Annotated in this window: 26 protein-coding genes; 22 read left to right on the top strand and 4 right to left on the bottom strand. The window is 56.4% G+C overall.

All coding sequences use genetic code 11. From position 1 onward, the window contains the following. Positions 1-12: 12 nt before the first annotated feature. Positions 13-660: an MBL fold metallo-hydrolase gene (locus FIV08_RS12265; RefSeq protein ID WP_152438518.1), complete on the bottom strand. Its 648-nt coding sequence runs from the start codon at positions 658-660 to the stop codon at positions 13-15. A 59-nt stretch (positions 661-719) separates the two neighbouring features. Here FIV08_RS12265 and FIV08_RS12260 point away from each other — a divergent pair, with 59 nt between their 5' ends. Genes FIV08_RS12260 through FIV08_RS12245 form a run of 4 tightly spaced genes read left to right on the top strand, consistent with a single transcriptional unit; the run spans position 720 to position 6,473 of the window. Next, positions 720-1,502: a Wadjet anti-phage system protein JetD domain-containing protein gene (locus FIV08_RS12260; protein WP_152438517.1), complete on the top strand. Its 783-nt coding sequence runs from the start codon at positions 720-722 to the stop codon at positions 1,500-1,502. Then, on the top strand, positions 1,495-4,437 hold the full coding sequence (locus tag FIV08_RS12255; protein ID WP_152438516.1) for a hypothetical protein: 2,943 nt from the start codon (positions 1,495-1,497) through the stop codon (positions 4,435-4,437). The genes FIV08_RS12260 and FIV08_RS12255 overlap by 8 nt, the downstream gene beginning before the upstream one ends. Further along, complete coding sequence (locus tag FIV08_RS12250; protein ID WP_152438515.1) at positions 4,430-5,857, top strand: hypothetical protein; 1,428 nt, start codon at positions 4,430-4,432, stop codon at positions 5,855-5,857. Before FIV08_RS12255 ends, FIV08_RS12250 begins: the two co-directional genes overlap by 8 nt. Next, entirely contained in the window at positions 5,850-6,473 is a 624-nt protein-coding gene (locus tag FIV08_RS12245) for a condensin complex protein MksE (protein WP_172972278.1), read from the top strand. Before FIV08_RS12250 ends, FIV08_RS12245 begins: the two co-directional genes overlap by 8 nt. Before the next feature lie 6 nt (positions 6,474-6,479). Here FIV08_RS12245 and FIV08_RS12240 read toward each other — a convergent pair whose 3' ends face one another. Then, positions 6,480-8,324, bottom strand: a complete 1,845-nt coding sequence (locus FIV08_RS12240; protein WP_152438514.1) for a diguanylate cyclase domain-containing protein — start codon at positions 8,322-8,324, stop codon at positions 6,480-6,482. A gap of 214 nt (positions 8,325-8,538) precedes the next feature. On the opposite strand from FIV08_RS12240, the gene FIV08_RS12235 reads away from it, so the two are divergent. After that, positions 8,539-9,579 carry a hypothetical protein gene (locus FIV08_RS12235; protein ID WP_152438513.1) on the top strand — a complete coding sequence of 347 codons (1,041 nt, stop codon included), beginning with the start codon at positions 8,539-8,541 and terminating at the stop codon, positions 9,577-9,579. Here FIV08_RS12235 and FIV08_RS12230 read toward each other — a convergent pair. Continuing rightward, positions 9,572-10,105 (bottom strand): hypothetical protein, encoded by a 534-nt coding sequence (locus tag FIV08_RS12230; RefSeq protein ID WP_152438512.1) that lies wholly within the window; start codon positions 10,103-10,105, stop codon positions 9,572-9,574. The genes FIV08_RS12235 and FIV08_RS12230 overlap by 8 nt on opposite strands. Before the next feature lie 145 nt (positions 10,106-10,250). Next, on the bottom strand, positions 10,251-10,925 hold the full coding sequence (locus FIV08_RS12225; protein ID WP_058090233.1) for a spermidine synthase: 675 nt from the start codon (positions 10,923-10,925) through the stop codon (positions 10,251-10,253). A 215-nt stretch (positions 10,926-11,140) separates the two neighbouring features. Between FIV08_RS12225 and FIV08_RS12220 the strand changes: the two genes are divergently transcribed. The 17 genes from FIV08_RS12220 to FIV08_RS12140 all read left to right on the top strand — a co-directional run bounded on the left by FIV08_RS12220 (position 11,141) and on the right by FIV08_RS12140 (position 23,415). Next, positions 11,141-11,695 carry a PEP-CTERM sorting domain-containing protein gene (locus tag FIV08_RS12220; protein ID WP_152438511.1) on the top strand — a complete coding sequence of 185 codons (555 nt, stop codon included), beginning with the start codon at positions 11,141-11,143 and terminating at the stop codon, positions 11,693-11,695. Positions 11,696-11,937: 242 nt separating this feature from the next. Then, entirely contained in the window at positions 11,938-12,924 is a 987-nt protein-coding gene (locus tag FIV08_RS12215; RefSeq protein ID WP_152438510.1) for a site-specific integrase, read from the top strand. Between the two features lie 277 nt (positions 12,925-13,201). Then, the gene (locus FIV08_RS12210; protein ID WP_152438509.1) at positions 13,202-16,006 is read left to right on the top strand and encodes a DNA-directed RNA polymerase; all 2,805 of its coding nucleotides are present in this window, start codon (positions 13,202-13,204) and stop codon (positions 16,004-16,006) included. Positions 16,007-16,093: 87 nt separating this feature from the next. Beyond that, complete coding sequence (locus FIV08_RS12205; RefSeq protein ID WP_152438508.1) at positions 16,094-16,324, top strand: hypothetical protein; 231 nt, start codon at positions 16,094-16,096, stop codon at positions 16,322-16,324. A 90-nt stretch (positions 16,325-16,414) separates the two neighbouring features. Further along, a complete protein-coding gene (locus tag FIV08_RS12200; protein WP_152438507.1) occupies positions 16,415-16,657 on the top strand; it encodes a hypothetical protein in 243 nt (80 codons plus the stop codon). Positions 16,658-16,714: 57 nt separating this feature from the next. Further along, the gene (locus tag FIV08_RS12195) at positions 16,715-16,999 is read left to right on the top strand and encodes a hypothetical protein (RefSeq protein WP_152438506.1); all 285 of its coding nucleotides are present in this window, start codon (positions 16,715-16,717) and stop codon (positions 16,997-16,999) included. Between the two features lie 95 nt (positions 17,000-17,094). Beyond that, complete coding sequence (locus tag FIV08_RS12190) at positions 17,095-17,289, top strand: hypothetical protein (protein WP_152438505.1); 195 nt, start codon at positions 17,095-17,097, stop codon at positions 17,287-17,289. A gap of 10 nt (positions 17,290-17,299) precedes the next feature. Then, positions 17,300-17,863, top strand: a complete 564-nt coding sequence (locus tag FIV08_RS12185) for a hypothetical protein (protein WP_152438504.1) — start codon at positions 17,300-17,302, stop codon at positions 17,861-17,863. A 12-nt stretch (positions 17,864-17,875) separates the two neighbouring features. Beyond that, positions 17,876-18,862 (top strand): FAD-dependent thymidylate synthase, encoded by a 987-nt coding sequence (locus tag FIV08_RS12180; RefSeq protein ID WP_152438503.1) that lies wholly within the window; start codon positions 17,876-17,878, stop codon positions 18,860-18,862. Further along, complete coding sequence (locus FIV08_RS12175; RefSeq protein ID WP_152438502.1) at positions 18,859-19,116, top strand: hypothetical protein; 258 nt, start codon at positions 18,859-18,861, stop codon at positions 19,114-19,116. The genes FIV08_RS12180 and FIV08_RS12175 overlap by 4 nt, the downstream gene beginning before the upstream one ends. Continuing rightward, entirely contained in the window at positions 19,103-19,315 is a 213-nt protein-coding gene (locus tag FIV08_RS12170) for a hypothetical protein (protein ID WP_152438501.1), read from the top strand. Before FIV08_RS12175 ends, FIV08_RS12170 begins: the two co-directional genes overlap by 14 nt. 9 nt (positions 19,316-19,324) lie before the next feature. Further along, on the top strand, positions 19,325-19,636 hold the full coding sequence (locus FIV08_RS12165) for a nucleoside triphosphate pyrophosphohydrolase family protein (protein WP_216646146.1): 312 nt from the start codon (positions 19,325-19,327) through the stop codon (positions 19,634-19,636). Continuing rightward, the gene (locus tag FIV08_RS12160) at positions 19,633-19,854 is read left to right on the top strand and encodes a hypothetical protein (protein WP_152438499.1); all 222 of its coding nucleotides are present in this window, start codon (positions 19,633-19,635) and stop codon (positions 19,852-19,854) included. Before FIV08_RS12165 ends, FIV08_RS12160 begins: the two co-directional genes overlap by 4 nt. Beyond that, positions 19,851-21,812, top strand: a complete 1,962-nt coding sequence (nrdJ, locus tag FIV08_RS12155) for a ribonucleoside-triphosphate reductase, adenosylcobalamin-dependent (protein WP_152438498.1) — start codon at positions 19,851-19,853, stop codon at positions 21,810-21,812. Before FIV08_RS12160 ends, nrdJ begins: the two co-directional genes overlap by 4 nt. Positions 21,813-22,080: 268 nt before the next feature. Then, positions 22,081-22,698, top strand: a complete 618-nt coding sequence (locus FIV08_RS12150; protein WP_152438497.1) for a hypothetical protein — start codon at positions 22,081-22,083, stop codon at positions 22,696-22,698. 86 nt (positions 22,699-22,784) lie between these two features. Continuing rightward, the gene (locus tag FIV08_RS12145) at positions 22,785-23,114 is read left to right on the top strand and encodes a RusA family crossover junction endodeoxyribonuclease (RefSeq protein WP_172972277.1); all 330 of its coding nucleotides are present in this window, start codon (positions 22,785-22,787) and stop codon (positions 23,112-23,114) included. Beyond that, positions 23,053-23,415 carry an N-acetylmuramoyl-L-alanine amidase gene (locus tag FIV08_RS12140; protein WP_152438495.1) on the top strand — a complete coding sequence of 121 codons (363 nt, stop codon included), beginning with the start codon at positions 23,053-23,055 and terminating at the stop codon, positions 23,413-23,415. Before FIV08_RS12145 ends, FIV08_RS12140 begins: the two co-directional genes overlap by 62 nt. Positions 23,416-23,430: the final 15 nt, after the last annotated feature.

The raw sequence follows: 23,430 nt of genomic DNA, 5'->3' as shown, positions 1-23,430 counted from the left end.
GCACCGGGGCGCTCAGCCCCGGTGATCGGATACAAACGGATTAGTGGCTCGTTCCTGGCCGAAGGTGGACATGGGGCCGTGGCCGCAGATGAAGTTCACGTCATCCCCCAGGGGGAACAGCTTTTCCCGGATGGAATGAATCAGGGTGTTGTAGTCGCCTTTCGGGAAATCCGTTCGGCCGATAGAGCCATTGAACAGCACGTCACCCACCTGGGCCAGTCTTGAGCCGCGATGGAAGAACACCACATGGCCAGGGGTGTGGCCTGGGGTATGCAGTACTTCCAGGGTTTCATTACCCACCGTTACCGTGTCGCCGTCTTCCAGCCAGCGATCAGGCGTGAACACTTCCGGCGCCGGGAACCCGAACATTTGCGCCTGCATGGCCAGGCCCTGAATCCAGAAGTTGTCGTCCTTATGGGGCCCCTCAATCGGCAACCCGGCCGACTTGGCCAGCTCCGCTGTACCGCCGGCGTGGTCGATGTGGGCGTGGGTAAGCAGGATCTTCTCCAAAGTGACGCCCTCGGCTTCCACCGCCGCCCGAATGCGATCCAGGTCGCCGCCCGGGTCCACCACCGCCGCCTTGTTGGTTTCGGTACACCAGAGCAGAGTGCAGTTTTGTTCAAAGGGAGTGACGGGAATCACGCGGTACTTCAGGGACATAATCTGCCTCGGGTTGTAAACTTTCCGGCAAGTTTACCAAGGCGGGAACAGGTGGGCCATTGAACGATTACCTCGAGAAAATCCTTAAAGGCCGGGCCATCAACTACGAGGCCTTTCTGAAGAAGCTGCCGGATGCCCTGCGTCGGCGGCATCGGGAGCTGTTCGCAACGGAGAAGGTTGGTGCCAATCGCTGGCAGGTAACCATTCTGGATGAAGCTGCGTTTGCAGCGTTACAGCGACAGGCGGCTGCGCCCGTTAGCAGGGTAGATGCGGCGAAGAAGGGCGATTCCCACCGCCACGGCACCGAGGTGAGTTTCCTGCTGGTGTATCATCACGCCCTGACAGGCAACCGGCCGGATTCGGTGGTGATTACCGGAGATTCGGTGGATATCGGTTTTCGGCCAGCGCCCCGGGTGCTGGTGGTGGAGAATGAGCGAAATTTCTATCACTACCGGCAGATGCTGGCCTTTGCCGGTGACTGCCTGGGCCAGTCAGTCGATCTCACCGACTGCGATGTCGTGCTCGGTGGCGGTAACCGGATTACCCGCGCGGCAGACCTGAACTGGCTGGCCGGTTACGATGAGGTGCTCTGCGCCTTTGATTACGATGCCGGCGGCCTGCAGATGTTGGCATCGGTGCGATCGGCGCTGGGCGACAAGGCCTGCTATCTTCTGCCGGCTGACTGGCAACCCTGGCTGAGCCGCTTCCGCAAAACCCCGGACACCACCGAAAGGTTTACAAAGGCCATCATGCTGGCGGAAGATCTGGGGTTTGTGTCGCTGGCGCAGGCTTTCCGGGCCACCGGCAAATTCATGGAACAGGAGATGATTCTGGATGAGTGATCCACAGGCGAGCGCGAGTACTTTCACCTTTGGCATACGCCGCCTGATACTGGTGGATTCCGCCGGCTTCTGTTACGTGGAAATTCCGGTGGATAACCATGGCCTGATCCTGGGGCCGGGCAACCTGGGTAAATCCAGCCTGCTCAATTCCCTGCGTCTGTTCCTGTTGCCGGAAAACAACTTCAAGAACAGCCGCAAGAAATTCGCTTTCCGCAACGCCAGCGCAGGTAGCTTCTATACCAACGAAGAAAGCTACCAGCACTATTTCCCCAGCCAGTTCAGCTTCCTGATCATGGAGGCGGAGAACCCGGCGGGTACCCATTGCCAGATTCTGTACCGCGACAACGCCAGCCAGCTCAGCTATGGCCGTGCCTTTATACCCGTGAGCTACGACCAGCTGCGGCCGCTGTTCTGGAACGGCGACGATGAAGACGGTATTGGCCAGGCGGTGCCGGAGCTGTCGTTCAGTCGGCTGTCTGAGGCACTGAAAAGGCTGTCCAAAGACACCAGGCTGGTGAACGACCCGGCGAAGCTCAAATCCATGCTCTACAGCAGCGAGCTGATGAACGCCGATGCGGTGCGTTATTCGGTTCTGCCCCTGGGTGAGTCGGACGAGCGCCGGGTGCAGTCCCTGCGCACCCTGATCCTGCTGCTGTTCGAAATGAAGGCCGACGACCAGGCCATGGCCAATGCGGTGGCCAGCATCATCGAGGCGGACAAGAAGTTTGCCGACGATGCCTTCGACTTCAATATTGATGATTTCCTCAACCGCCACGAACAGTTAAAACAGCAGCAAACCCAGCTCAACAGCATCGAGAAAGAGCGGCCAAGGTTTGAGAAGCTGAACCGGGACTACCAGGCCTACCAGACCCTACTGCGCAGCCAGCACGATTTCGCCGCCCTCCGGGACGGCGTGGCCAGTGCCCTGGCGGACATTGGCGCCAAACGGCGGCTGGCGCTGGATGCGTTTAACGAACAGAACGACACTCTGCGCCACGTACTGCAAACCCTTAAGAAACTGGAGCAGGAAACCAGCGGCCTGAAAGGCGAGATCCGCTCCGCTGACCGGCGCATCAAACAGTCCGAGCAGAACCAGAAAGACGGTGAACTGCTGGTCTCGCAATACGGCGAGATGACCCTGCAGGAAATCGCCGAGATCCAGAAAGAGGAGCTTGAGGGCAAGCGCGGGCACCTGGCCGCCCTGAAAAGTGCCGCTCAGGCGGAGATTCGGTTGGAACAGATTCAGCGCAAGAAGCTGGACCTTGAACGACAGCTGGAAAGTCTGAGAGACCGGGAAAGCAAGCAGCAGTGGCAGTTGCAGAATCAGCTGGACGAAGCAACCGCCGCGCCGCTTCGCGCTGTCGATCCCCGGTTGATGATGGCCAGTCCGGGTCAGGACCTGGATGCGGACAGCAAGTCCACTATTGAAGCCTTCGCCCGATTGTTTATACCCAACGACCGGGGCTTCGACTGGTTTGACACTGAATACCAAAGCCAACCCGCTCGCCAAACCAACTTTGCCGAACAGCGGCATCACATTGAAAGTGAACTGAACAGTCTTGAACGGGAACGTTCAGAGCTCGCAGATACCGCCAATCAGGAGCACGACCGGCCCCGGCTGATTGAGCGCACGGAAAAAGAAATCCGCGCTATTGAGAAAGACCTGGAAACGCTACAGCGCTATCCGGCGGCGGCCACTACCCTGAAAGACGCCACTGAAGAAAAGCAGGCGGCAGAAGAACAGCTTGCCAAACTGGACGAGCAAGCCCGGCTGGAACAGGAAAAACAGGACGCGGTGCAACAGAAAGCGGCCAAGGCCAAGGCTGAGAAAGACCGAATCGAAGAACGGGAGCGGGAGCTGGCGGGCCTGAGCCGCAGCGTGGGCACCGTTGAACACCGCTTCCCGCACCTGAAAACGGTGGAAGCGGAACAGCCACTGGCCATTGAGAAAGTCTCGGCTGCTGCCTTTGACGACCTGCAAACCCAGCTGGACGATCTGGAAGAACGGCGCCGCAACATCCTTGATCACCTGCGCCAGTTTGTTTATCTGGGCATCCACGAAGACACCGAAGGCGAATTGCAGAAAGACAGCCCGGCGTCGTCGGTCATTCGCGACACCTTCAAGAGCCTGGCGGACCTGTTCGCCGGTATGGCGGAGCGCTGGCAGGTGCTGGAAGAGCAGATTGCCATCCACAACGAAACCGTGGCCAGCTACCGCCAGGCGCTGAAATCCAACCACGAACACATTGCGCGCTTTGAAGCCCAACTCAATCGGGAGCTGGACGGCGTTCGCATCAACGACCTGGTGGAAATTCGGGTGGATATCCACACCGATCCGAAATTCCGCAACCTGGTGGAAGAAGCCAACAACATCGACCCCTACGGCAACCAGTTGCAGTCCGATGCTTTCTATGACCGCCTGCGGGTGTTTGTGGCGGACTTTTTCGGAGAGCAGGGCGGCAGCAAGCGCCTGACCATGGACAGGGTGATCACCGGCATTTCCTACCGAACCCGCAAGGAAAACGCCGCCAACCTGGACAAGAAAGGCCAGTCCACCTCCACCACTGCACTGATCAACCTGGAACTGGTGTACCGGCTGCTCAAGCGGGTGCTGTACCCGGGGGTGCAACTGTCGTTCCCCATGGTGCTGGACGAACTGGCCAGTGTGGACATCAGCCAGATGCCGTCACTGCTGGAACGACTTCGCAAGCAGGGCTTCAATCTTTTCTCTGCCGCCACCCACAGTGCCAGTGCCGAAGTCATCTACCTGATTGGTCGGCACCTGGAAGTGGGGCAGATGCGCACCGCGCGGCCATATAGCCCCCAGCGTACGCTGGTGTTCTGGGGCGGCGCAGAGGGGTTTACCGGTGGTGAAGCCTTGAAGTACTGGGCGGACCAGACCCAGAACAGCCTGCTGGAGCCGGTGGATGAGTAAACGCTTCAGCACCCTGGATACCACTCGGCTGCTGTTCGAGCACCCGAAGATCTTGTTCCGGATGATCGAACGCATGGACCGGAATGAGGCCCGCTACATTCGTGAGAGCGACCTGGTGGCCGAGGTGATGGACTATACCGCTAGTCTGGGCAAGGCCGACCGGGACCGGGTCCGGCTGGCCCTGAACACCGAGAACCTGTTCCGTAGCGGCCTGATCATAGACATCATCAAAGCCGACGGCGAGCGCCGGCTGGTGTTCCAGGACGCCCTGATCAACCTGATGCGCGCCTGTAACGCCTCGCTCTACCAGGAGCTGACCGACGCCCGCCTGCGGGGCCACCTGGTGACCCTGAGGGATGTGCGTAATCGTCTGGAAACCAGCAGTTTCAGTGAAGCAGACCCGGATTACACCGAACTGCGGGACGACCTTAACGAACGGGTGAGCCAGCTCATCGGCCTGTTGCGTCAGAACGTGCTGCGTATGCAAACCATCAGTGCCCAGCTGGCGGACTTGTCTGGTGATGCCAGCCGGGCACCGGAAAAGTACCTGGAATTTCGCCAGAACCTGTTTGAGCAGATCGTGACTCTTTACGACCGGCACATCAAACCCACCCTGGTCTTCCTGAATCCGGACACCCGGCTGCCCGATGGCAGCAATTTGTTCGAAACCCTGGAGGCTATGGTGCGGTTGCTGGAGACCAACGACAATCACAGCCTGGCGGACCAGATATTCCGCTCGTCCCTCAGCCTGAATGCGCTCTATAAACCCATTCAGGCAGTGGCCCAGGAGGTGGAGCACTTCCTGCGCAAGACCCGCCGGGGCATGGCCCAGTACAATGCCATGGAGCACTTCTATGGCAAGCTGCGAGCGCTCAAGGGGGATACCGAAACCCTCAGCCTGCGCCGCAAGTGGCTGGAAGGTGGGGAGTTTGCCCGCAGCACCGGGTTCCTGGTGGGCCTGCGGGCACAACAGCGGCCGAAGCATTATGCCTTTGGCCAGTCGTCCAGCTACTACCAGCTGTTGTTCAGCGAACTGGACCTGCGCCTGACGGATTTGCGCCGCAAAGCGGAAGTGCCGGTACTGCAGGAAGTGGATGGCAGCGGTCGCCACAGTCGGATCGATGTTCAGCGCATCAACCAGCTTTACCAGTGGCTCGAAACGCTGGAGCTGCGGCCCACGGCAGACCTGGTGCGCGAGCTGCACGGCCGGCTGGATGGTTTCATTCCCGGCTACCGTTTTCCGGATTTGCTGGCTGCCCTGAACCGGCTGGTGAATTCGCCACCTGAGGGAATGCAGGTGGTCACCACCAACCGCTTCCGTACCCTTGAACAGGCACCGGACAGCGAGCAATTCGTCTACCGAAAACGCCGGCTTGAACCCGGCGTAACCGATATCAAACAAGAGCCAAGCCATGCCTGATTTTTCTGACATGACCGAGACGGAAAACAGCCTGAGCGCAGCGCCAGTCGGCAGCTTCGAGCAGATCCTGCCCGCCCACAGCACCGCCATTTACCGGGAGTTTCAGGCCGGCCGGGTGATCGTGCGGGATGTGTGGGACAACAACCGCTCGGAGCTACGGGCCAATCCGCTATACAACCTGTTGTACAACCACTTGTCCCACTTCCGCACCTTTTATGAACATCTGGGTAGTGAACTTGTGTTCAATGAAACCGGCGCATTTTTCTTCCTGAAGGAGAGCAGTGACGACGAAAGTGAAGAGCACGATGAGAATGCGTTCAGGGTGCAGGTGGTGCTGTTGATAATTGGGCGTTACTTTGCCCGCAGCGGGAGGGACCTGGATTATCTGGGGCGTGCAGACGCAGGCCTGAATGAGCAGGACCTTGAAGCCATGGCCGGAGACGACGAGTACCAGGACATTCTCCGGGCGGCCCGGTTCGAGAAGGGCCTCGCTGAAGCCCTGGATTACCTGGAGAAGCGAAATCTGGTGTTCCGGGCCGGTGCCGAGCGGTATTTTCTTAGTTCTGCAGGCCTGTATTTTCTCGGCCAGCTGGTGCAGGAATATGAGCAGGCCTGAGCGGCTTCAGGCGTAGGCCACGGCGTTACGGCCACTGGTTTTAACCCGATACATGGCGGCATCAGCCTGTTTCAGGAGGTCCTCGGCCGCCATGCCATCATCCGGATAGAGCGCAACGCCCACCGAGGCGCCTATCTGGATGTTGTGCTCCTGAATGTGAAAGGTTTCGTTAAGCACGGCGACGATTTTGTCGGCAATAGGCTTGGCGTCATCATCGCCATGCAGCGGCCCGGTAATCACCACAAACTCGTCGCCGCCTCGCCGGCCCACCACATCGCCACTGCGAATGCAGTGTTTCAGACGCTTGCCAACATTGCGTAGCAGCTCGTCACCCACCTGATGGCCATAGTTATCATTCACTGGCTTGAACTTATCCAGATCCAGGAACATCAGGGCAAAATGGCTGTTATCCCGGCGCGCCTGCTGAATGGCCTGCTCCAGGTGGTTCTCCAGTGCCACCCGGTTAGGCAGGCCGGTCAGTTCATCGTAATGGGCAAGCCGGATCATCTGTTTCTCGGCCTGTACCCGCTCCGTGATATTACTGAATGTCAGCACCAGTTGCCGGATCTGGCCATTTTTGTTTCTGACGGGTGACACCGTCATCAGGTTGGGAATGGTGAGGCCCTGATGGCTCTTCAGCCAGACCTCACCCTGCCAGGCGTTCACCGTGACCAACTGTTTCCGAATCTCCTCCAGAACAACACCTTTTCCTTTCTGACTGTCCAGATAGTCTGTCAGTAGCTTGCGATGTAACGCTCTGTTTTCTTCACCGGTAATGTCGGAAAAGGCAGGGTTGGCTCGAACGATCATAAAGTTTGCATCGGTGATCAGAATCGCCTCATGAGTGTGTTCGAACACCTGGTAGGCCAGCCGCAGCTCTTCGGTGGAACGGGCGATCTGAGACGTTTGCTTTACCATCGCACCGACTATCGGTTTCAGTGACCTCCAGACCAGCAACCCTGCAAGAGCAGAGAGCATAAGGATAGCCAGAATACTGATCATGATAGCGACGATGACGTCGGCGAAAACCCGTGAGGTTCGGGAGTACATGTGCAGTTCCCAGCCATAACCCGCCAGTGGCCGGTGGAACGTGAGCACTCTGGAACCATCGTCAAGCCTTGCCCGGAAAGCACCGGAGCGATCTCGGGTGGACACTCCCTGCCTGACGGCCAGGCAGCCCTCAGGGGCCGTCAGCTCGATCTGATCCGTCTGTGGGTTCAGGATAATGCGCTTTGTTCTCCGGTTGTCGAGCAGACAAAGTGATGAATCCGGCTGACTCTGGAAGACCCGCGTCAGCGAGTCCGGCGAGAACAGAAGCTGGTCATAACCTACCACCCGTCCATCGGCCAGTATTGGGCTTGCTGCCTGCAGCAGCGGGCTGCTGGTTTCGCCGGACACCAGCGCGAAAGTATTGATGTCCAGGGTATCAGAGAGAGGGATACCCGCAGCTAGATCATTGGCCCAGGGCCCGACCCTGACCAGTTCGTTGCCGGCAGCGTCGTATCGGATTAATACTGCAAGGTCTTCTATGATTTGCGCTGCGTCTTGCAGTCTCGGGCGGGAAAAAGTGTGCACCACACCGGCCGAAACCTCGCCTTTGGCGTATTGGCCCAGCACCTTTGCCAGTTCTGACCGGCTGGCGGTCTGGCGGGCCAAGTCCTGGTGCTGATCAAAAACAGCTCTGACGTTCTCTGCTTTCGCGTCTGCAACGCCCCCAGCTGTCTGTGCCGCCTGGGTGTGAATCTGGTTGATCAGCGGAGCAGAAACCACTGCGGCAATAATGATGCCCGTCATAACCACGGCAACAATGGCGGTGGTGATGATGCGGCGTTTCTGCTCAAAAATATCCATCAAGACGGGTCCGGAAAGCACTACCTGAGGCTATGGTATCCGTTTCTTGCAAACCGTAAAGCGGATTGCGGTACTTTTATGTAATTAACTGCTACGGGTCAAATGGCTTGCACTCTCCTGTGTTCCCTGAAGGGACAGCGCTTAGCTGTGCATGACTCCTATGGTGCCGGCGTTCCGTGTAGACTAAAACCTTTCAGATCGCCGGGAGTACTCGATGCAAGAGCCTGTGCTGTTCAGAACCCACCGTCGCCGGAGCGTGCTCTGGCTGGCGCTGATTGCGCTGGTTATTGCCATCCTGGTAGCGGTTCGGTTCCAGCCGCAACCGGTGGAAGAGCGGCTGGTACGCCTGCATGCCCAGGATGTATTCGGCGCCCGTTCGGCCGTGCTTGCCGAGCCACTGCCGGTGCAGGCTCTGCTGCTTGATTATCGGGACGACCGCCTGCTGCTGTTGAAGGCCCAGGTGGCGCTCCAGGTGTTTCCGGAACACACCAGGTGGCTGATGGAGTTATTCGGGGAGGAACCCGAGTTCCAGGATGCCCTCAAAGCCCACGGTGAGTATCTGATACCTCCGGTTATCCATTTTTACCAGAACCCGGTCAGATCGATAGAGCTGATGAATCGCGTGGCCGGAACCCGCCAAACCCTCACACCCGAACAGCGCGCCTGGTATGCCGTCAATTTTGCCAACAAGGAAGGGCAGGATTTTACCGGTCAGTTTGTGGTGGGCCCGGACGGGAATATCGAGTGGATCTGGACCGATCGCATCACCGAAGGCGTTACCCAGTTCTTTACCAGCGGCATTCGCACCCTGGAATCCCGTTATCGGACCGATCAGCCCATTCGTGCCAGCGATGTGGGCTGGGCCGCCGTGGATGCCATTGTTATCGGCAGTGCGGTGAAGTTTCTGAAAGCAGGCAGGGCGGCAGCCACCACGGCGCGGGCTTCTACCGTCACTGCCCGTTCAGCGGCTTACAGCACCCGCCTTGCCCGGGCCGGGCGCATGGCTTCGGTTATGGTTGGTCACGCCAAATGGCCCGCCGTGGCTGCCCTGGCCTATGTGGCCGTTCGACACCCGCTAGTGCTGAACGACCTGTTCGCCGGCGCTGCCAAGGTGCTCGGCGTGCCACCGTGGATGGTACAGGTACCCGGCTGGTTCCTGATTCTGCTGCCGTTCCTGTTGCTGTTACGCTGGATGACGCGGGTTTGCCTGTGGTTTGTTCCGGCTTCCTGGACCCAAGCTCGCGGCCTCAGATAGAGCGTACCAATTTGACGTTCCGGTTTTTGAGAACGGTTGTGGCCTCCTTGAGCTGCTCCGAGCTTGAGGCATGGACTGTCAGTACATACTTGCCTTCGGTCAGGGCAGTCTGGGCTTTCACAACGTAAGGGGTGTGGTCAGGCCTGAGAGTAACGCCGCCTGCGAGCAGTAAGCCAAGTACCCCGCCAAGCGCAGCCAGAACGGCCGCTGCTGCGATGGTGTTCTGCACAATAAAGCCCACACCGGCAGCACTGAGAATCAGGAACAGAATAAAACCTGCGATTGCGCCACCAACGCCCAGCCAGAGGTGCGAGCGTAACAGCGTATGCCATATACCCTTATTCTCGGGCTCCAGCGCTTCACCTTGATGTTGGTCGTGGGGGGTTACAACAATAACCTGTTCATCATCCAGGCTGGTATCTTGCGACAATGTTTGGGCTACGCCGTTTGCATCCGATTCGGTTTCGAATATCGCAGCGACTTTATGGGCCTGGTGTTCACCGGTAATACTCACTGAGGGTTTCATGGAAATACCTCCTGAGTGCTTCTGCAAAGAAACGATCTTCGTCGAAACATTACGGCTTTATAGTCCAGCCTAGTTCATATGAACCTGCATTTCGAATGACTTTATCGAAATGTCGCAATGACAGGGTCAGAACCCGCCGCAATGCTTACCAGGCCAGCCAGATGGTATGGCGCGCGCCTTTGCCGGGGCGCAGGGCGCGCACAACGACTGGCTCGACCGAGAAGCCAGCCCGGCGCAGCCGTTCGGTGAAAGCGTGTTCCGGGCCCGCGGACCAATAGGCCAGAATGCCGTCCCTGCTCAGGGATTTCTGGGCAGCGGCAATGCCTTCGGGTGAGTAGATCCAGTTGTTTTCCTTGCGGGTTAGGCCCTCCGGGCCGTTATCGACATCCAGCAGAATGGCATCCCAGTTGCCATCACCCTGCCTCAGAAGTTCTGCTACGTCGCCTATGTGCACTTGGGCTCGGGCATCGTTCAGCGGATAGCCGGCCGCTGAGCCCAGGGGCCCACGGTTCCATGTTTCAACCTCCGGGACCAGCTCCGCCACGGTCACCCGCGCTTTTTCACCGGTTGATGCCAATGCCGCCGCCAGGGTAAAACCCATCCCCAGCCCGCCAATCAGGATCCGCGGCTCTGGCAGATGGCTCAGGCGTTCACAGGCCAGCGTGGCCAGGGCATCTTCAGAACCATGTAACCGGCTGTTCATCAGTTCACCAGGCGCCCCGGCGATCTTGATGGAAAACTCGTCATTGCGCTGCAGCAGGCGCAAGCGGGTGCCGTTGCCGGGGATGGTTGCGGTGCCAATTTCGTTAAAGCGGGCCATTCGGTGGATTCCGGTGGTGACAGGGTAGGCGGCATTGTAACCCCAAACTGGACGCAGCAATGCGTGAGCGCTCCAAATTCTCGGTGTCAGAATATTTTACATGTGAGTAGTGCGCCGTTTTGCTGGTCGTTTGAAAACCCAGTGATACGTGCCATGGTTCGATAATTGCTTTAAATTACCCTGATGGATCATAGGTAAATCGAGGGACTGAACGCGTGAAGAATCTACTGACTATTGTGCTTGCCTGTTTGGCGCCGGCCGCAAACGCCGCGCTAATCACCTACAGCTACGACCACCCCATTATGAACCCGTACGAGAGTCATAATGCCACCGCGATCATCGAGGTTGATTCGGTGCTGCGTGGCCTGGTTTCTGTTCAGTTTACCAGTGACCCGATCACGTTCAGTTGGACTGGGCTTGTGCCGTTGATGTATGACCAACCGATATCCGATACCGACGCCCTTTACGAGAACGGATTCGAACCCTTTGTGGTGGATAACTTTGAGTTTTTCCTTTTTCTCGACCTGTTTTACCTCGAGGCCGGCAAGGATATTTTCGACAACCTGCACCTAACCGCACCGTTTGAGGGTGCGCACGTTGGCAATCGGGACTCTGGGGACTACTACTGGCTGACAGGTCGCCTTAAAAAGATTGCGCCGGCCAAGGTCCCCGAGCCTTCCAGTCTATTACTGTTGCTTGCGGGTTTGCTGGGGATTGCCGGGTACCGATGGGTCAAGTCAATCAGGGGCGTTTCCCGGGCACCCTGCTAGAGGCGGTTGACCTTCTCTCTCAGGTTGCAAGAGTGTTCAGTGGTCGAGGGTAATAACAACACTTGAATAAGGTTGTTTGGTACCCCCGGCAGGACTCGAACCTGCTACCTTCCCCTTAGGAGTAGTCATAACATCCAGTCACACTTACGGGTGAACGACTGGTAGACAAGGCCTGAGGTCAGTTTACCTGCTTTCAGACGGATTGTGCAGAACGCAAAATCTGAAATCTGAGGGAAGGTATCATGCACTTACATCGGCAACCAAACGGCAAGTGGAGAGTACAAGTTCGTCGCAAAGTTGACGGCGAGTTTGTCCAGAAATCCAAGACCTTTGAGTTCAAGAGTGAGGCAGAAGCGTGGGGTCATGAGATGGAGTTGCAGCTGGTCAACTCTACGATGACCCTCGACAGCGCGTTTGAGATGTACTTCGAGGAGGTCATGGAGACCCTCAAGGACAAGGCTGAGACCCCGAACGCCCGGAAGACACTGAAGGCTCGGATGTGTACCTTGAGGGCTGTGCAGAAAGCCGTGGGAGCCCACACAGTCGAGACTTTCGGTCCCGTTGAATTAAAGGGGTACATGGACAGTCGTCTTAAACAGGTCTCCCCGGCAACCGTGCGTAAGGACGTCTACCACATCTCGGCAGTCTATGAGTTCCTGATCAAGGAAAAGCTCATGGTCGAGCTGGAGAACCCAGTACGCCGTGTGCGCCTCCCCGCTGCCAATGACGCCCGTGAGTTGGTACACAGACCTGAAGACCGTCTGGCAATCTCCAACCACCTGTCCGGTGAGCCCCTGGCTGTGTATGAGCTGCTACTGGAGACTGCCTGCCGTCTGTCCGAGATTGTCTACCTCCGGGCTGAGTGGGTAGACCTCAACGAGAGGGTGATCAACCTCCCGGATATTGCCACCAAGACCAAGAGCGCAAGGAAGGTGCCACTGGGTCGTAGGGCCACGGAAATCCTCTCTGAGTGGCTCGGAGACAAGACCAATGGTCGGGTATTCTCCATGCATCCAGACAGTATCAGGAACGCCTACGCTCGGGCACGGAAGGCCTGTGGCCGTGAGCATCTACGGCTTCATGACTGCAGACACACCAAGATCACGGACATGGTCGGGAAGGCCAATAACCTGTTCGAGGTGGCAGCAGTCTCTGGTCATTCTTCACTCAGAATGTTGGAACGATACACCCACCTGAAAGACAAGGCCCATCATCACCTGATGGATTGACTATCATCCAGACCTCAGGCAGGCCTCCGGGCCTGTCTTTTTTTGTTGACTTTAGTCCTGACCTCGATACTATTCCGCTCCCGCGACAGACCCCATTTCTTTTTGTCGCCCCTATGGATTAGGTAATAGGACGACAGAAATACGAAATCTTTTTGTCGCACCAAAGGTGAGACCCAAAGCTCAATAACCTTTAGTTCCTAACCTAAAGTTCCATTACTTATAGCTCCATTACTACTAGTTCAATTACTACTAGTTCAGATAACTTGAGGATATAACCATGAGTAACAACTCCCAGATTGAACTTGAAGTCGAACTCCGTACCGCCCCAGAGTTCTACAACCTCCAGATGGCACTGGAAGAGCGTAGCTTTGAGATGGGTCAGAATCGCTTCATGAAGAACCTGGAGAAGGCCCGTGAGCGTGGCCAGGAGTCAGACACAAGTTATGGCTCTCGGTACATTGCACATCGCATGGGTGAGGTTGCCCAAGCTCTGGAAGCTTTGAGTCTGAAGCAGCAGGAGAAGAGCAGTCGAGGTCGTCCATCAGTGGAAGCCATGGCTGGTGAGGTCGTAACCCAAGTTGGTTACCGGGAAGCAGCCTTCCTGACCATGCAAGAAATCATGAGGTTCATCACAACCTCCGCCCCCTACACAAACGTCGCTGTGGCCATCGGTAAGGCCCTTGAGGAAGAACTGTTCCTGAAGACCCTGAAGGAGCATGACGCACGGTTAGTCGCCAAGCTGGAAGAGCTGATGGCAAAGAAGAACGCAGTACGCCACAAGTTGGACTCCATGGTTCGTGTCGCCCGGATGGCAGGCGTTGAGCGTGACCCATGGCCTGAGGAGCAGAAGCTCAAGGTTGGACGCTACCTGATTGACGTCTGCCGATCAGCCCTCCCATCCTTCGTGACCGTGGAAGACATCGCGAAGCCTGGGGTCAAAGGCAGCAGCAAGACCGTGAAGCACATCATCGCCACGGACACAACCATGAGCTGGATTGAGAACAACATCGAGTTCATGTCCACGGTCAAGCCAGTGTACGAGCCAATGGTTGTACCACCGGTTCCCTGGAAGCCGGGGATGTCCCATGGCGGTGGTTACCTCAGCGCCTACAGTCCGCCTCTTCGTCTCGTAAAGACCCGAGATCGGAACTATCTGGAGGAGCTGAAGTCTGCTCACATGCCTGAGGTATTGGCTGCGGTCAATGCCGCCCAGGATACCGCTTGGCGTATCAGACCACACGTCGTTGCTCTTCATGATCAACTGAAGGCTTTGGGACGCACGGTTGAAGGCTCCAAGATGCCCTCCATGAGCGACGTAGAGATACCTCAGAAGCCTACCTGGGGCGAGGCACATGCCAACCTTCGTCGTGCCATCAGAGAGTACGAGAAGAGCCCCAAGGGCAAGAAGAAACCCCAGCTTCCGGCTGACTTTGAGCAGAAGGAATACGAGTGGAACCGTTACCGGAAGGAAGCGGCCATGGCCTATGACGCCAATGTGGCAAACCGGGGTCAACGCGTGACCTACCACATGGTCATGAACACCGCCAAGAAGTTCATGGAGTTCGACCGCATCTACTTCCCACACCAGCTGGACTTCCGGGGCCGACTGTACGCTGTCCCTCAGTTGAGCCCGCAGACGGCGGATTGGATTAAGGGTCTGCTGGAATTTGCCGAGGGCAAAAAGGTTGGAACCCGTGGTGTACGCTGGGTCAAAATACACATTGCCAACCTGTTTGGTGTGGACAAGGTGTCATTCGATGAACGTGTCCAGTGGGTGGACGACAACACCAGTAGGCTCATTGCATGTGCAATAGACCCGATCTCGGAACGATTCTGGGAGGAAGCCGACAAGCCATTCCAGGCCTACGCTGCCTGCTGTGAGCTGAAGGGTATCGTAGAGCAGGGCGCAGAGTACGTGTCCCATATGCCCATCGACCTCGACGGCTCATGCTCCGGGCTTCAGAACCTTGGGATGGCCCTGCGGTGTGAGATTACCGGTGCAGCTGTAAATCTGGTGCCGGCAGCTAAACCTGCAGACATCTACACCAAGGTCATGAACAAGGTCGTGAACCACATGGAGGAGGTCATGGGTGACTGCACCTCCGAGGAAGAAGCTAAGCGTAAGGCCCTGGCCATCGCCAAGGCGTACTACCTGCGGGAGGTCAAAGGTGCCAGCGGACAGAAGTGGCCGGCAGTCCTGAACCGTATCAGCGACAAGGTGCCGCCCAAGGACAAGGCCGAGCGTGAGGTACGCCGCGAGTACAACTACGCCGTGGCCATGTACCACTGGCTGAAGCTCGGGGTCACCCGTAAGCACTGCAAGCGTTCGGTCATGACCTTCCCGTATGGCTCCAAGGAGTTTGGCTTCAAGGAGCAGGTCATGGAGGACACCATCCGGCCACTGAAGAAACAGGTAGACCAGATGTTGAACAGCCGTGCGATTGACGAGAGGGGATACCGTGAGCTGTTCCCGTTCGCCAACGATGGGTTTGATGCTGCCGGAGTAATGGCCAAGCTACTCTACAAGTACGTCCGTGAGACCGTACTGAAGGCTGCTGAGGCTATGGAGTGGATGCAGGGTATCGCCCGTCTGGTGGCCTCTCAGGGCCGTCCTGTGCGCTGGACAACCCCGCTGGGCTTCCCGGTATGCCAGAACTACCGGAAGTTCACCATGCGTAAGGTAAAGACCCGTATCTTCGGTCAGGCCATTGACCTGTCCATCAAGGAAGATATGGAAGCCATGGACATCATCCGTGCCGGTAATGCAATCAGTCCCAACGTGACCCACAGCCTGGACTCCAGTCACTTGCTGAAGCTTGTCGCTCAATCGGTGACTGAGGGCTTGGACTCGTTCGCACTCATCCATGACTCGTTCGGCACACACGCGGCAGACACTGACGTCTTCTTCCGGGTCATCCGGGAAGCCTTCATGCGCCTGTACGAAGAGCCTGTGCTTGAGAACCTACGGGAGGAGTTCATGGCCCAGCTTCCACCTGACATCCGTGGGGAAGTTGCATCTGTTCCTTCTGCAGGTAGTCTCGACATCGGGTCTATCCTGAACTCGCTCTATGCTTTTGCCTGAATAGTCCTGACCTCGCAACCAAAGGCTCCCAACCGGGGGCCTTTTCTTTTTGTCGGCCCAAAGGATTAACCACCAGAGGAGAGAACCATGGAAGTCATCTACCAGCGCGACATAGCGCATGAGCTTCAACAAACCATCCATTACGCACGGGCCAATAACGACACCATCCAAGAGATACGACTCACAGAGGAAGAGTGGGACATGCTCAGAGCCCAATTAGAAGGTCTGGCTCAGAGCCACATGCACCCGTCCTCATACGCGATGAAGAAAGTCGAGGGTGAGTTCATGGGCGTCCGTTTAAGGGTGATCAAGAAGTAAGCCACAAGCCTTAGGGAAATGCGCACCATGTACCCCGAGCTTTTTGTCGACCCAAAGGATTAACCACCAACTATCACCTGGAGAACCAACATGCACTTCATCTCTGAACGCGACATCTTGAAGGAAATACGCATCGTCATGAATGACGCCAAGAACCAGGGCCACAGGGTCACAAAGATTCTGGCTCAGGACTTCGAGCTGGAAGAGCTTGCCATCCTGGCTAGACGACGGTTCAACGGCTTGAAGCAGAAAGACCCCAACATCCTGTCCTTCACCTATAAGGGCGTGACGATCACGAGAGACAACCGGCCCGCAGACCCGCACCAACACTGAGTTTGGCTTTTTGTCGGCCCAAAGGATTAACCACCAACTATCACCGAGGAGGTGACCATGTACCCAAACATGAAGTTCAGCGACCAGAAACCCGTCCGTCCAATCTGGATGGTGGTCAACAGTGAAGTTACCCGTGGCCTTCCAGGCTACAGAGACAAATTACAACACGCCCCCAAAGCCGTTCATTACTCCCGCGACACAGCCGAAGCCGAAGCCATGCGTCTGGCTAAAGAGAACCCAGGCACCGTGTTCTTCATCCTGGAAGCAACCGAAGCCGTGACCTGTGGTGTCTTCAAGACAAGCTTCAAGGATATGCCGGTCAAGCGTCGAGACCCGTTCTGACCTTTTTGTCGTCCCAAAGGATTAACCAATCGAAACAGCCCTGAGATTCACGTCTCGGGGCTTTTTACTTTCTGACACCTGAGGAGGTGCGCCCCATGAATCAAACCCTGAACCTGTTCGCTGACCCAGTAATGCAAGACCCGATGTTCATTCGTGCCATGGCCCGCTTCGAGAAGTACTGCGAAGTGTTCGAGCCTACTGCCTTTGGCTGGAAGACCAAGCCCGGACGTCACCCGCAAGAGTCCCGTTCCAAATACGACGGTCAAGGCCGTCTGAAAGTCAAACACTGAGGAGATGAGCATGACCAAAATATTCTGTCTTGAAGGTGCAGCAGTTCCCCAGCCTCTGGCAATCCTGGCCGCAGCCGTCGAAGAAGCCATTAATGGTCCCGTGTTCATTGCAGGCGGTGTCCTGCGTGACCTGATTCACAAGCTTCCTCCCAAGGACATTGACCTCTGGGTCTACGTCGAAGAAGTAAGACAAGACGCCGCCATGAAGGCCCTGGTTGAGCTGTTCGGTGAGCCCAAGATGGAGATGTCCACCGGTTCAACCCTCGGCAATGAGCGCAACATCGCTTACATCGTTGAGTTTGACACCCCGGTTCCAGTACAGGTCATCTTCCTGTCCCGAAACATGGGCCTGGATGAGCTGATGGAAGACTTCGACTTTGGTCTGTGCCAAGTTGGAAGCAACGACGGCAACATCTACGCCACCGAAGCCTTTAAGAATGACTTCGAGAACAAGACCTTGACCTATATGCGCCACGGTGAAACCGAGAGCCGCATTGCCGGACGTCTGGCTCGACTGCAGGAGAAGTACCCGGAGCACAAGCCCGTTGGTATTCCTGAAGTACACGTAATCTGAGGAGAAGCGACCATGATTGAAGTATCCAATGGCTTCGTGCAGCGCGTTGAGCACGACAACGACGACCTGACTGTAGTTAACGCAGCACGGGTCTCCTTCGCCAAGACCAGCTCTGAGCTGGATGGCCGCGACATCAAACTCATCAAGTACCTCGCTGACCACGACCACTGGACACCGTTCAGTCATGTCCGCATTGGTCTCCGATTGGACTACGGGTTCATCCTGGCAGCCCAACTCTTCAATGAACTTGGGCCTCTGGGTGTTGCCGGTGCTCAATGGCACCTGAACCAAGGTGGCGGACTGAACCTGAACATGAGTCTTTACGGTTGGGCGAAGCTCCTGGAGTGTCCAGTACTGCACCGAGACGACCGTCAGGCCATCATCAACGGTCTTCTCCGTGCTGCTGAGTACTCCACTATGTTTCTTCTTCCAGAAGCCGAGGATGTGCCGTCAAACAGTGTCCTGGTCAACTACTGCGATGAAGAGCTGGACGATGACCCACGGTTCAACTTCGTGACCTTCCGCCTGAAGATGCCGATAGCCATTGCCCGCCAGTGGTTCAAGCATCAGGTAGGCCTGACCCGTAACGAGGTGTCCAGACGCTACGTCAGCGATGAGCCTGAGTTCTTCGAGATTGAGGAATGGCGTGGTGCCCCGACCAACGGTGCCAAGCAGGGTTCATCTGGTGTGGTGACTCGCAAGGTAAGTGTGGGCTCCAACATCAACATGGGCTTCATGACAGAGAACGCCAAGGATATTTACGCAGAGTTTATGGCTGATGGTGTTTGCCCAGAGCAGGCTCGTATGGTTCTGCCTCAGGCCATGCTCACAGAGTTCTGGGAGACAGGCTCTCTGGCTGACTACGCCCGTATCTGTAAGCTCCGTCTTGACCCACACGCTCAGAAGGAAGTCCGGCTCTACGCCCAGGCTGTCGATGAGATTTTAACCAATAGTCCTGACCTCGCGTCTATCTGGGCGAAAGCCAAGGAGAAAGCATGACCTTTGAAGAAGCCCTGGCATGGGTGAAGAAGTATGGCTCCTGGGCGGTGACCAAGCTCACACCACAAGACCGCTACAGCACCATACGTGTTGCGGTCAGCTACAACGGAATCACATACCTCCGGGACTACACACTATGGGCCGGCGTACTGGATTACCGCCCAGGTGTCCTCTCAGCAATCATCTACGGCGAACAGCGGCAGATTGCCCACGCCATCGTCAAGAAGGAGGTCGAACTCAATGACGAAGCCTGAGTTGCTATTCAAGTTGACCCTCAAGCATGTGGTAGCCCGCACCTTGGGTGTCACCTTCATCGTTTTATCACCGATAGCCATTGGTGCCGAGTTCATCGCTCGGTACTCAGCCGGTGAGTTGAACCTCGGAGAGTTTGTCTCTGACGTTTGTGACTTCTTTGATGAATCCATCGAATTGATTGTGAAGGGAGGTGCCTGACCTATGTACATGAACGACTACCAAGAAAAAACCTCAGCAACCGCGATTTACCCGAAGGACAAAGCCCTGGAGTACCTGACCCTTGGTCTTGTCTCAGAGGCAGGCGAAGTGGCCGGCAAGGTCAAGAAATTCCTCCGTGGTGATTACGACGAGTTGCCCCGTGAAGACCTGGAGAAAGAACTCGGTGACGTCCTCTGGTACATCGCCCAGCTCTGTGAGGTCATGGGTCTGGCCATGGGCGATGCCGCCTACTTCAACCTGAAGAAGCTCATGGAGCGCAAGAAAAACAATACCTTACAAGGAAATGGTGACGACCGTTGAAGCTGTTTACAACCCAAACCTGTAGCCCCTGCAAGGCCCTGAAGCTGGCACTCCACGCTGAAGACCTAATGGGTAACCTGGAGCTGGTCGATGACGTCGAACAGTTCCCAAAAGAGGTACGATCAGTCCCAACCTTGGGCCTACCTGATGGTCAGTACATCACCGGGATGCAGTTCATCCTGTCACACCTCCGGCACCGCAAGGAGCTGGAAGCATGACCCAGAGTGTTCGCTCCCAGATCGTAACCCGAAGAACCTACAACCGCCCGTTGAACCTTGAAGGCACTGTCTTCGAGACCTGGGCGGAAACCGTTAACCGTGTCATTGGACACCAGCGATGGCTGTGGGAACGTGCCCAAGGCCATGAGCTGAGTCATGCCCAACGCATGGAGCTGAACGAACTCCGTGAGCTGATGCTTGATCGAAAGGTCTCGATGTCAGGACGTACCCTTTGGTTGGGTGGTACTGATGTCGCCAAGACCCGTGAAGCCTCTCAGTTCAACTGCTCGTTCCTCCGTATTGAGACGGTGTACGACGTAGTGGATAGCCTCTGGCTTCTACTGCAAGGCTGTGGCGTAGGCTTCAGCCCCGTGATTGGAACCCTGACTGGGTTCATGCAGCGCATTCCCGAAATCGAAGTCATCCGGTCAACCCGAACTGGTAAAGGTGGAAATGAACACAATACTGAGACCTTCAAGGATGGCGTATGGACAATCACCGTCGGAGACAGCGCGAAGGCTTGGGCAAAGTCTATCGGCAAGCTACTTGCTGGTAAGTACCCGGCGCACAAGCTGGTGCTTGACTTCTCCCAAATCAGGCCTGCCGGTGAACGTCTCGCTGGTTACGGCTGGATTTCCTCCGGTGACGAACAGATTGCCCATGCCTACGAGAAGATCGCACAGATTCTGAACCGTAAGGCTGGCTGTCTTCTGAACCGGATGGACATCCTCGACCTTGAGAACCACCTGGGCACCGTATTGAGTTCACGTCGCAGTGCCGAGATTGCAATCTTCCCGGTGGACGAAGAGGAATGGGAAGAGTTTGCCGTCGCCAAGAAAGACTTCTGGCTGTACGACAACGCTCACCGGACTCAATCCAACAACTCCCTGCTGTTCAAGAAGAAGCCCTCCAAGAAAGAACTGGAACACATCTTCGGGCTCATGTTGGAGGCCGGAGGGTCTGAGCCTGGGTTCATCAATGCTGAGGCAGCTCGGCGCCGTGCCCCATGGTTCTGGGGCTGCAACCCGTGTGTGGAAATCCTACTGGGCAACAAGAGCTTCTGTAACTTGACCGAGGTCGACGTTGCGAAGTTCAAGAATGACCCCGCAGGCCTGCTCCGTGCGCTCTACATTGCAGCTCGGGCCAACTACCGGCAGACCTGTGTTGACCTGAGAGATGGTATCCTGCAGGAGTCCTGGCACCTGAACAACTATCACCTGCGTCTCTGTGGTGTCGGTCTCACCGGCATTGCCCGCCGTCCTGACTTGGGCGCTTGGGAATACACCGATATGCAGCGTGTGGCGACCTCTGCTGCCTACTCCATGGCTGACGAACTGGGAACTCCACGCCCGAAGAACGTCACCTGTGTTAAGCCCTCGGGCACCCTGAGCAAGGTTATGGATACCACCGAAGGTGTCCACAAACCGCTTGGGCGCTACATCTTCAACAACGTGGCATTCTCGAAGCATGACCCGTTGGTTGAAATCCTCAAAGCTGCGAACTATCGCGTCTTTGACCACCCGACCGACCCGTCAGCAGTCCTGGCGACACTTCCCGTGTCCTGGGATGACGTGCCGTTCGACAACGTGGACGGTATGGAAGTGAACGTGGAGTCTGCTGTGAGCCAGCTGGAGCGTTACAAGCTCCTGCAACAGAACTGGACGCAACAGAACACCAGCGTGACGATCAGTTACGACCCGAGTGAAGTCCCGGCCATCATCAAGTGGTTGCTGGACAACTGGGACGTGTACGTGGGCGTCTCCTTCCTGTACCGGACAGACCCGACAAAGACCGCCGCTGACCTGGGATACCTCTACCTACCCCAGGAAGTGGTCACCAAGGAGGTCTATGAAGCCTATACCTCCCAGCTCCAACCCATCGTCCTCGACTCCGAAGCCAACTCGTTTGACGAGCTGCTCGACGCAGAGTGCGCTGGTGGCGCATGTCCTGTCCGATAGTCTACCGCCCATAAACCTCTGGGTGGTGGTTCCGGCATATCACTGGTACGGCAATAAAGTCGTCCCAAAGGATTAACCAATCATCACCCGGAGGTGACCAATGTATAGAAACTCAATCACTCTCTACCACCAACTCCTCGACCAGAAGATGCCCGTTCCCGACACCTTGTTCTCGCTCATTAAGTCTGAGCATGGCGTAGATGCTGAGTTGGCTGCGCGAAACTGGTATTCTCAGGTCAGGATGTCTCGACCTCAGGAATAAATCGAAATGGCAAGTAAGTACAAGTTCAAGACCACCCCGAAAGGTGTGGCTAACTACCCGTGGCTGACCAAGGCTGACACCAAGTTTGACGCTGAAGGCGAATACAAGGTCAATCTGGTCTGCCCACTGAATGAAGAATCTCAGGCTTTCATCGACTTCGTTGAAGCTGAGTTTGAGCGTCACGTTGAAGTCACCAAGGCTACCACTGGTAAGAAACCGAAGCTGGAAGAACTGGGTTATGAAATTGACGAAGACGCCGGCACCGTAACCTTCAAAATTAAGATGAAGCGTTTCGGCGGTTCGGGTGCCAATAAGTTCGAGAAGAACATCGCATTCTTCGACGCATCTGGTCAGCCGATCAAAGGTGAGTTCGCTATCCGTCCTGGCAGTGAACTGAAAGTATCCTGCCGCCTGTTCACATGGTACGTGGCCCCGAAGTGTGGCCTTCGCATGGAACCAGCAGCTGTTCAGGTCATCACCTTGAGTGAAGGCACAGGTGGCACAGCTGCCCAGTACGGCTTTGAAGAGGAAGAGGGTTATGTCGCTCCTTCCATGAGCAACCCGGAAGGTTCCAGTCAGGCTCCTGCCGCTGGTGATGACACCGGGGGCAACGTCGAGTTCTGATGACCACATTCGTAGAGACAGGCCTCAAGCCTCTTTCTGCGAATGAGTCCTACCTCGGGAAGAAAACCAAGAGCAAGGCCTACAGGATGTACGAAAGTCACATGCTGCGGGTCTTGCCCGACCTTCCGCTCGAACCGAAAGGCAAGCTGAAACTGACCGCAGAGGTCTACTACAGCAACAAGCTGTCAGACCTCGACAACGCGCTCAAGCCCTTCATCGACTGCCTGCAGAAACGGTATCTGTTCAACGACAACCGCATCTACAAGCTCGAAGTAGAGAAATTCATCGTGGAGAAAGGCGCAGAAACAATCCGCTTCCGCTTAGACCCTTACACCCAAGAAGGAGACAAAGACCATGTACCGCACCAGAGAGACGACGGAGAACATCGTTGTCCTGAGTGTGGGTTCAGCCTCTGAAGATATGACCGCCTGGGACGTCGAGTGTCTGTACCGCGACCTCGGGGTCAATGGTATCGGCGCACACTACGTCATCCTGCGTGATGGCGACGTTCTGAACAAGAACACCTACAAGGCCATACGTGCCCGTGATGAAGTCGGCAACGTCGACCCTCGTTACAACGCCAATTCAATCTTCGTAGTGCTCGTCGGTTCTGACGATCAGTACACAGAAGGCCAAAGAGCCGCGCTCAATGGACTCATCGGTTACCTGCAAGAGCAGTACCCCGAAGTAGAACCCCTTTTTCACACCATCGTTTAACACCTGAGGAGGTGA

Source organism: Marinobacter sp. THAF197a (assembly GCF_009363275.1).
Classification (GTDB): domain Bacteria; phylum Pseudomonadota; class Gammaproteobacteria; order Pseudomonadales; family Oleiphilaceae; genus Marinobacter.
The sequence above is the reverse complement of the archived record's forward strand: the minus strand, read 5'-3'. Positions and strand labels throughout refer to the sequence as shown.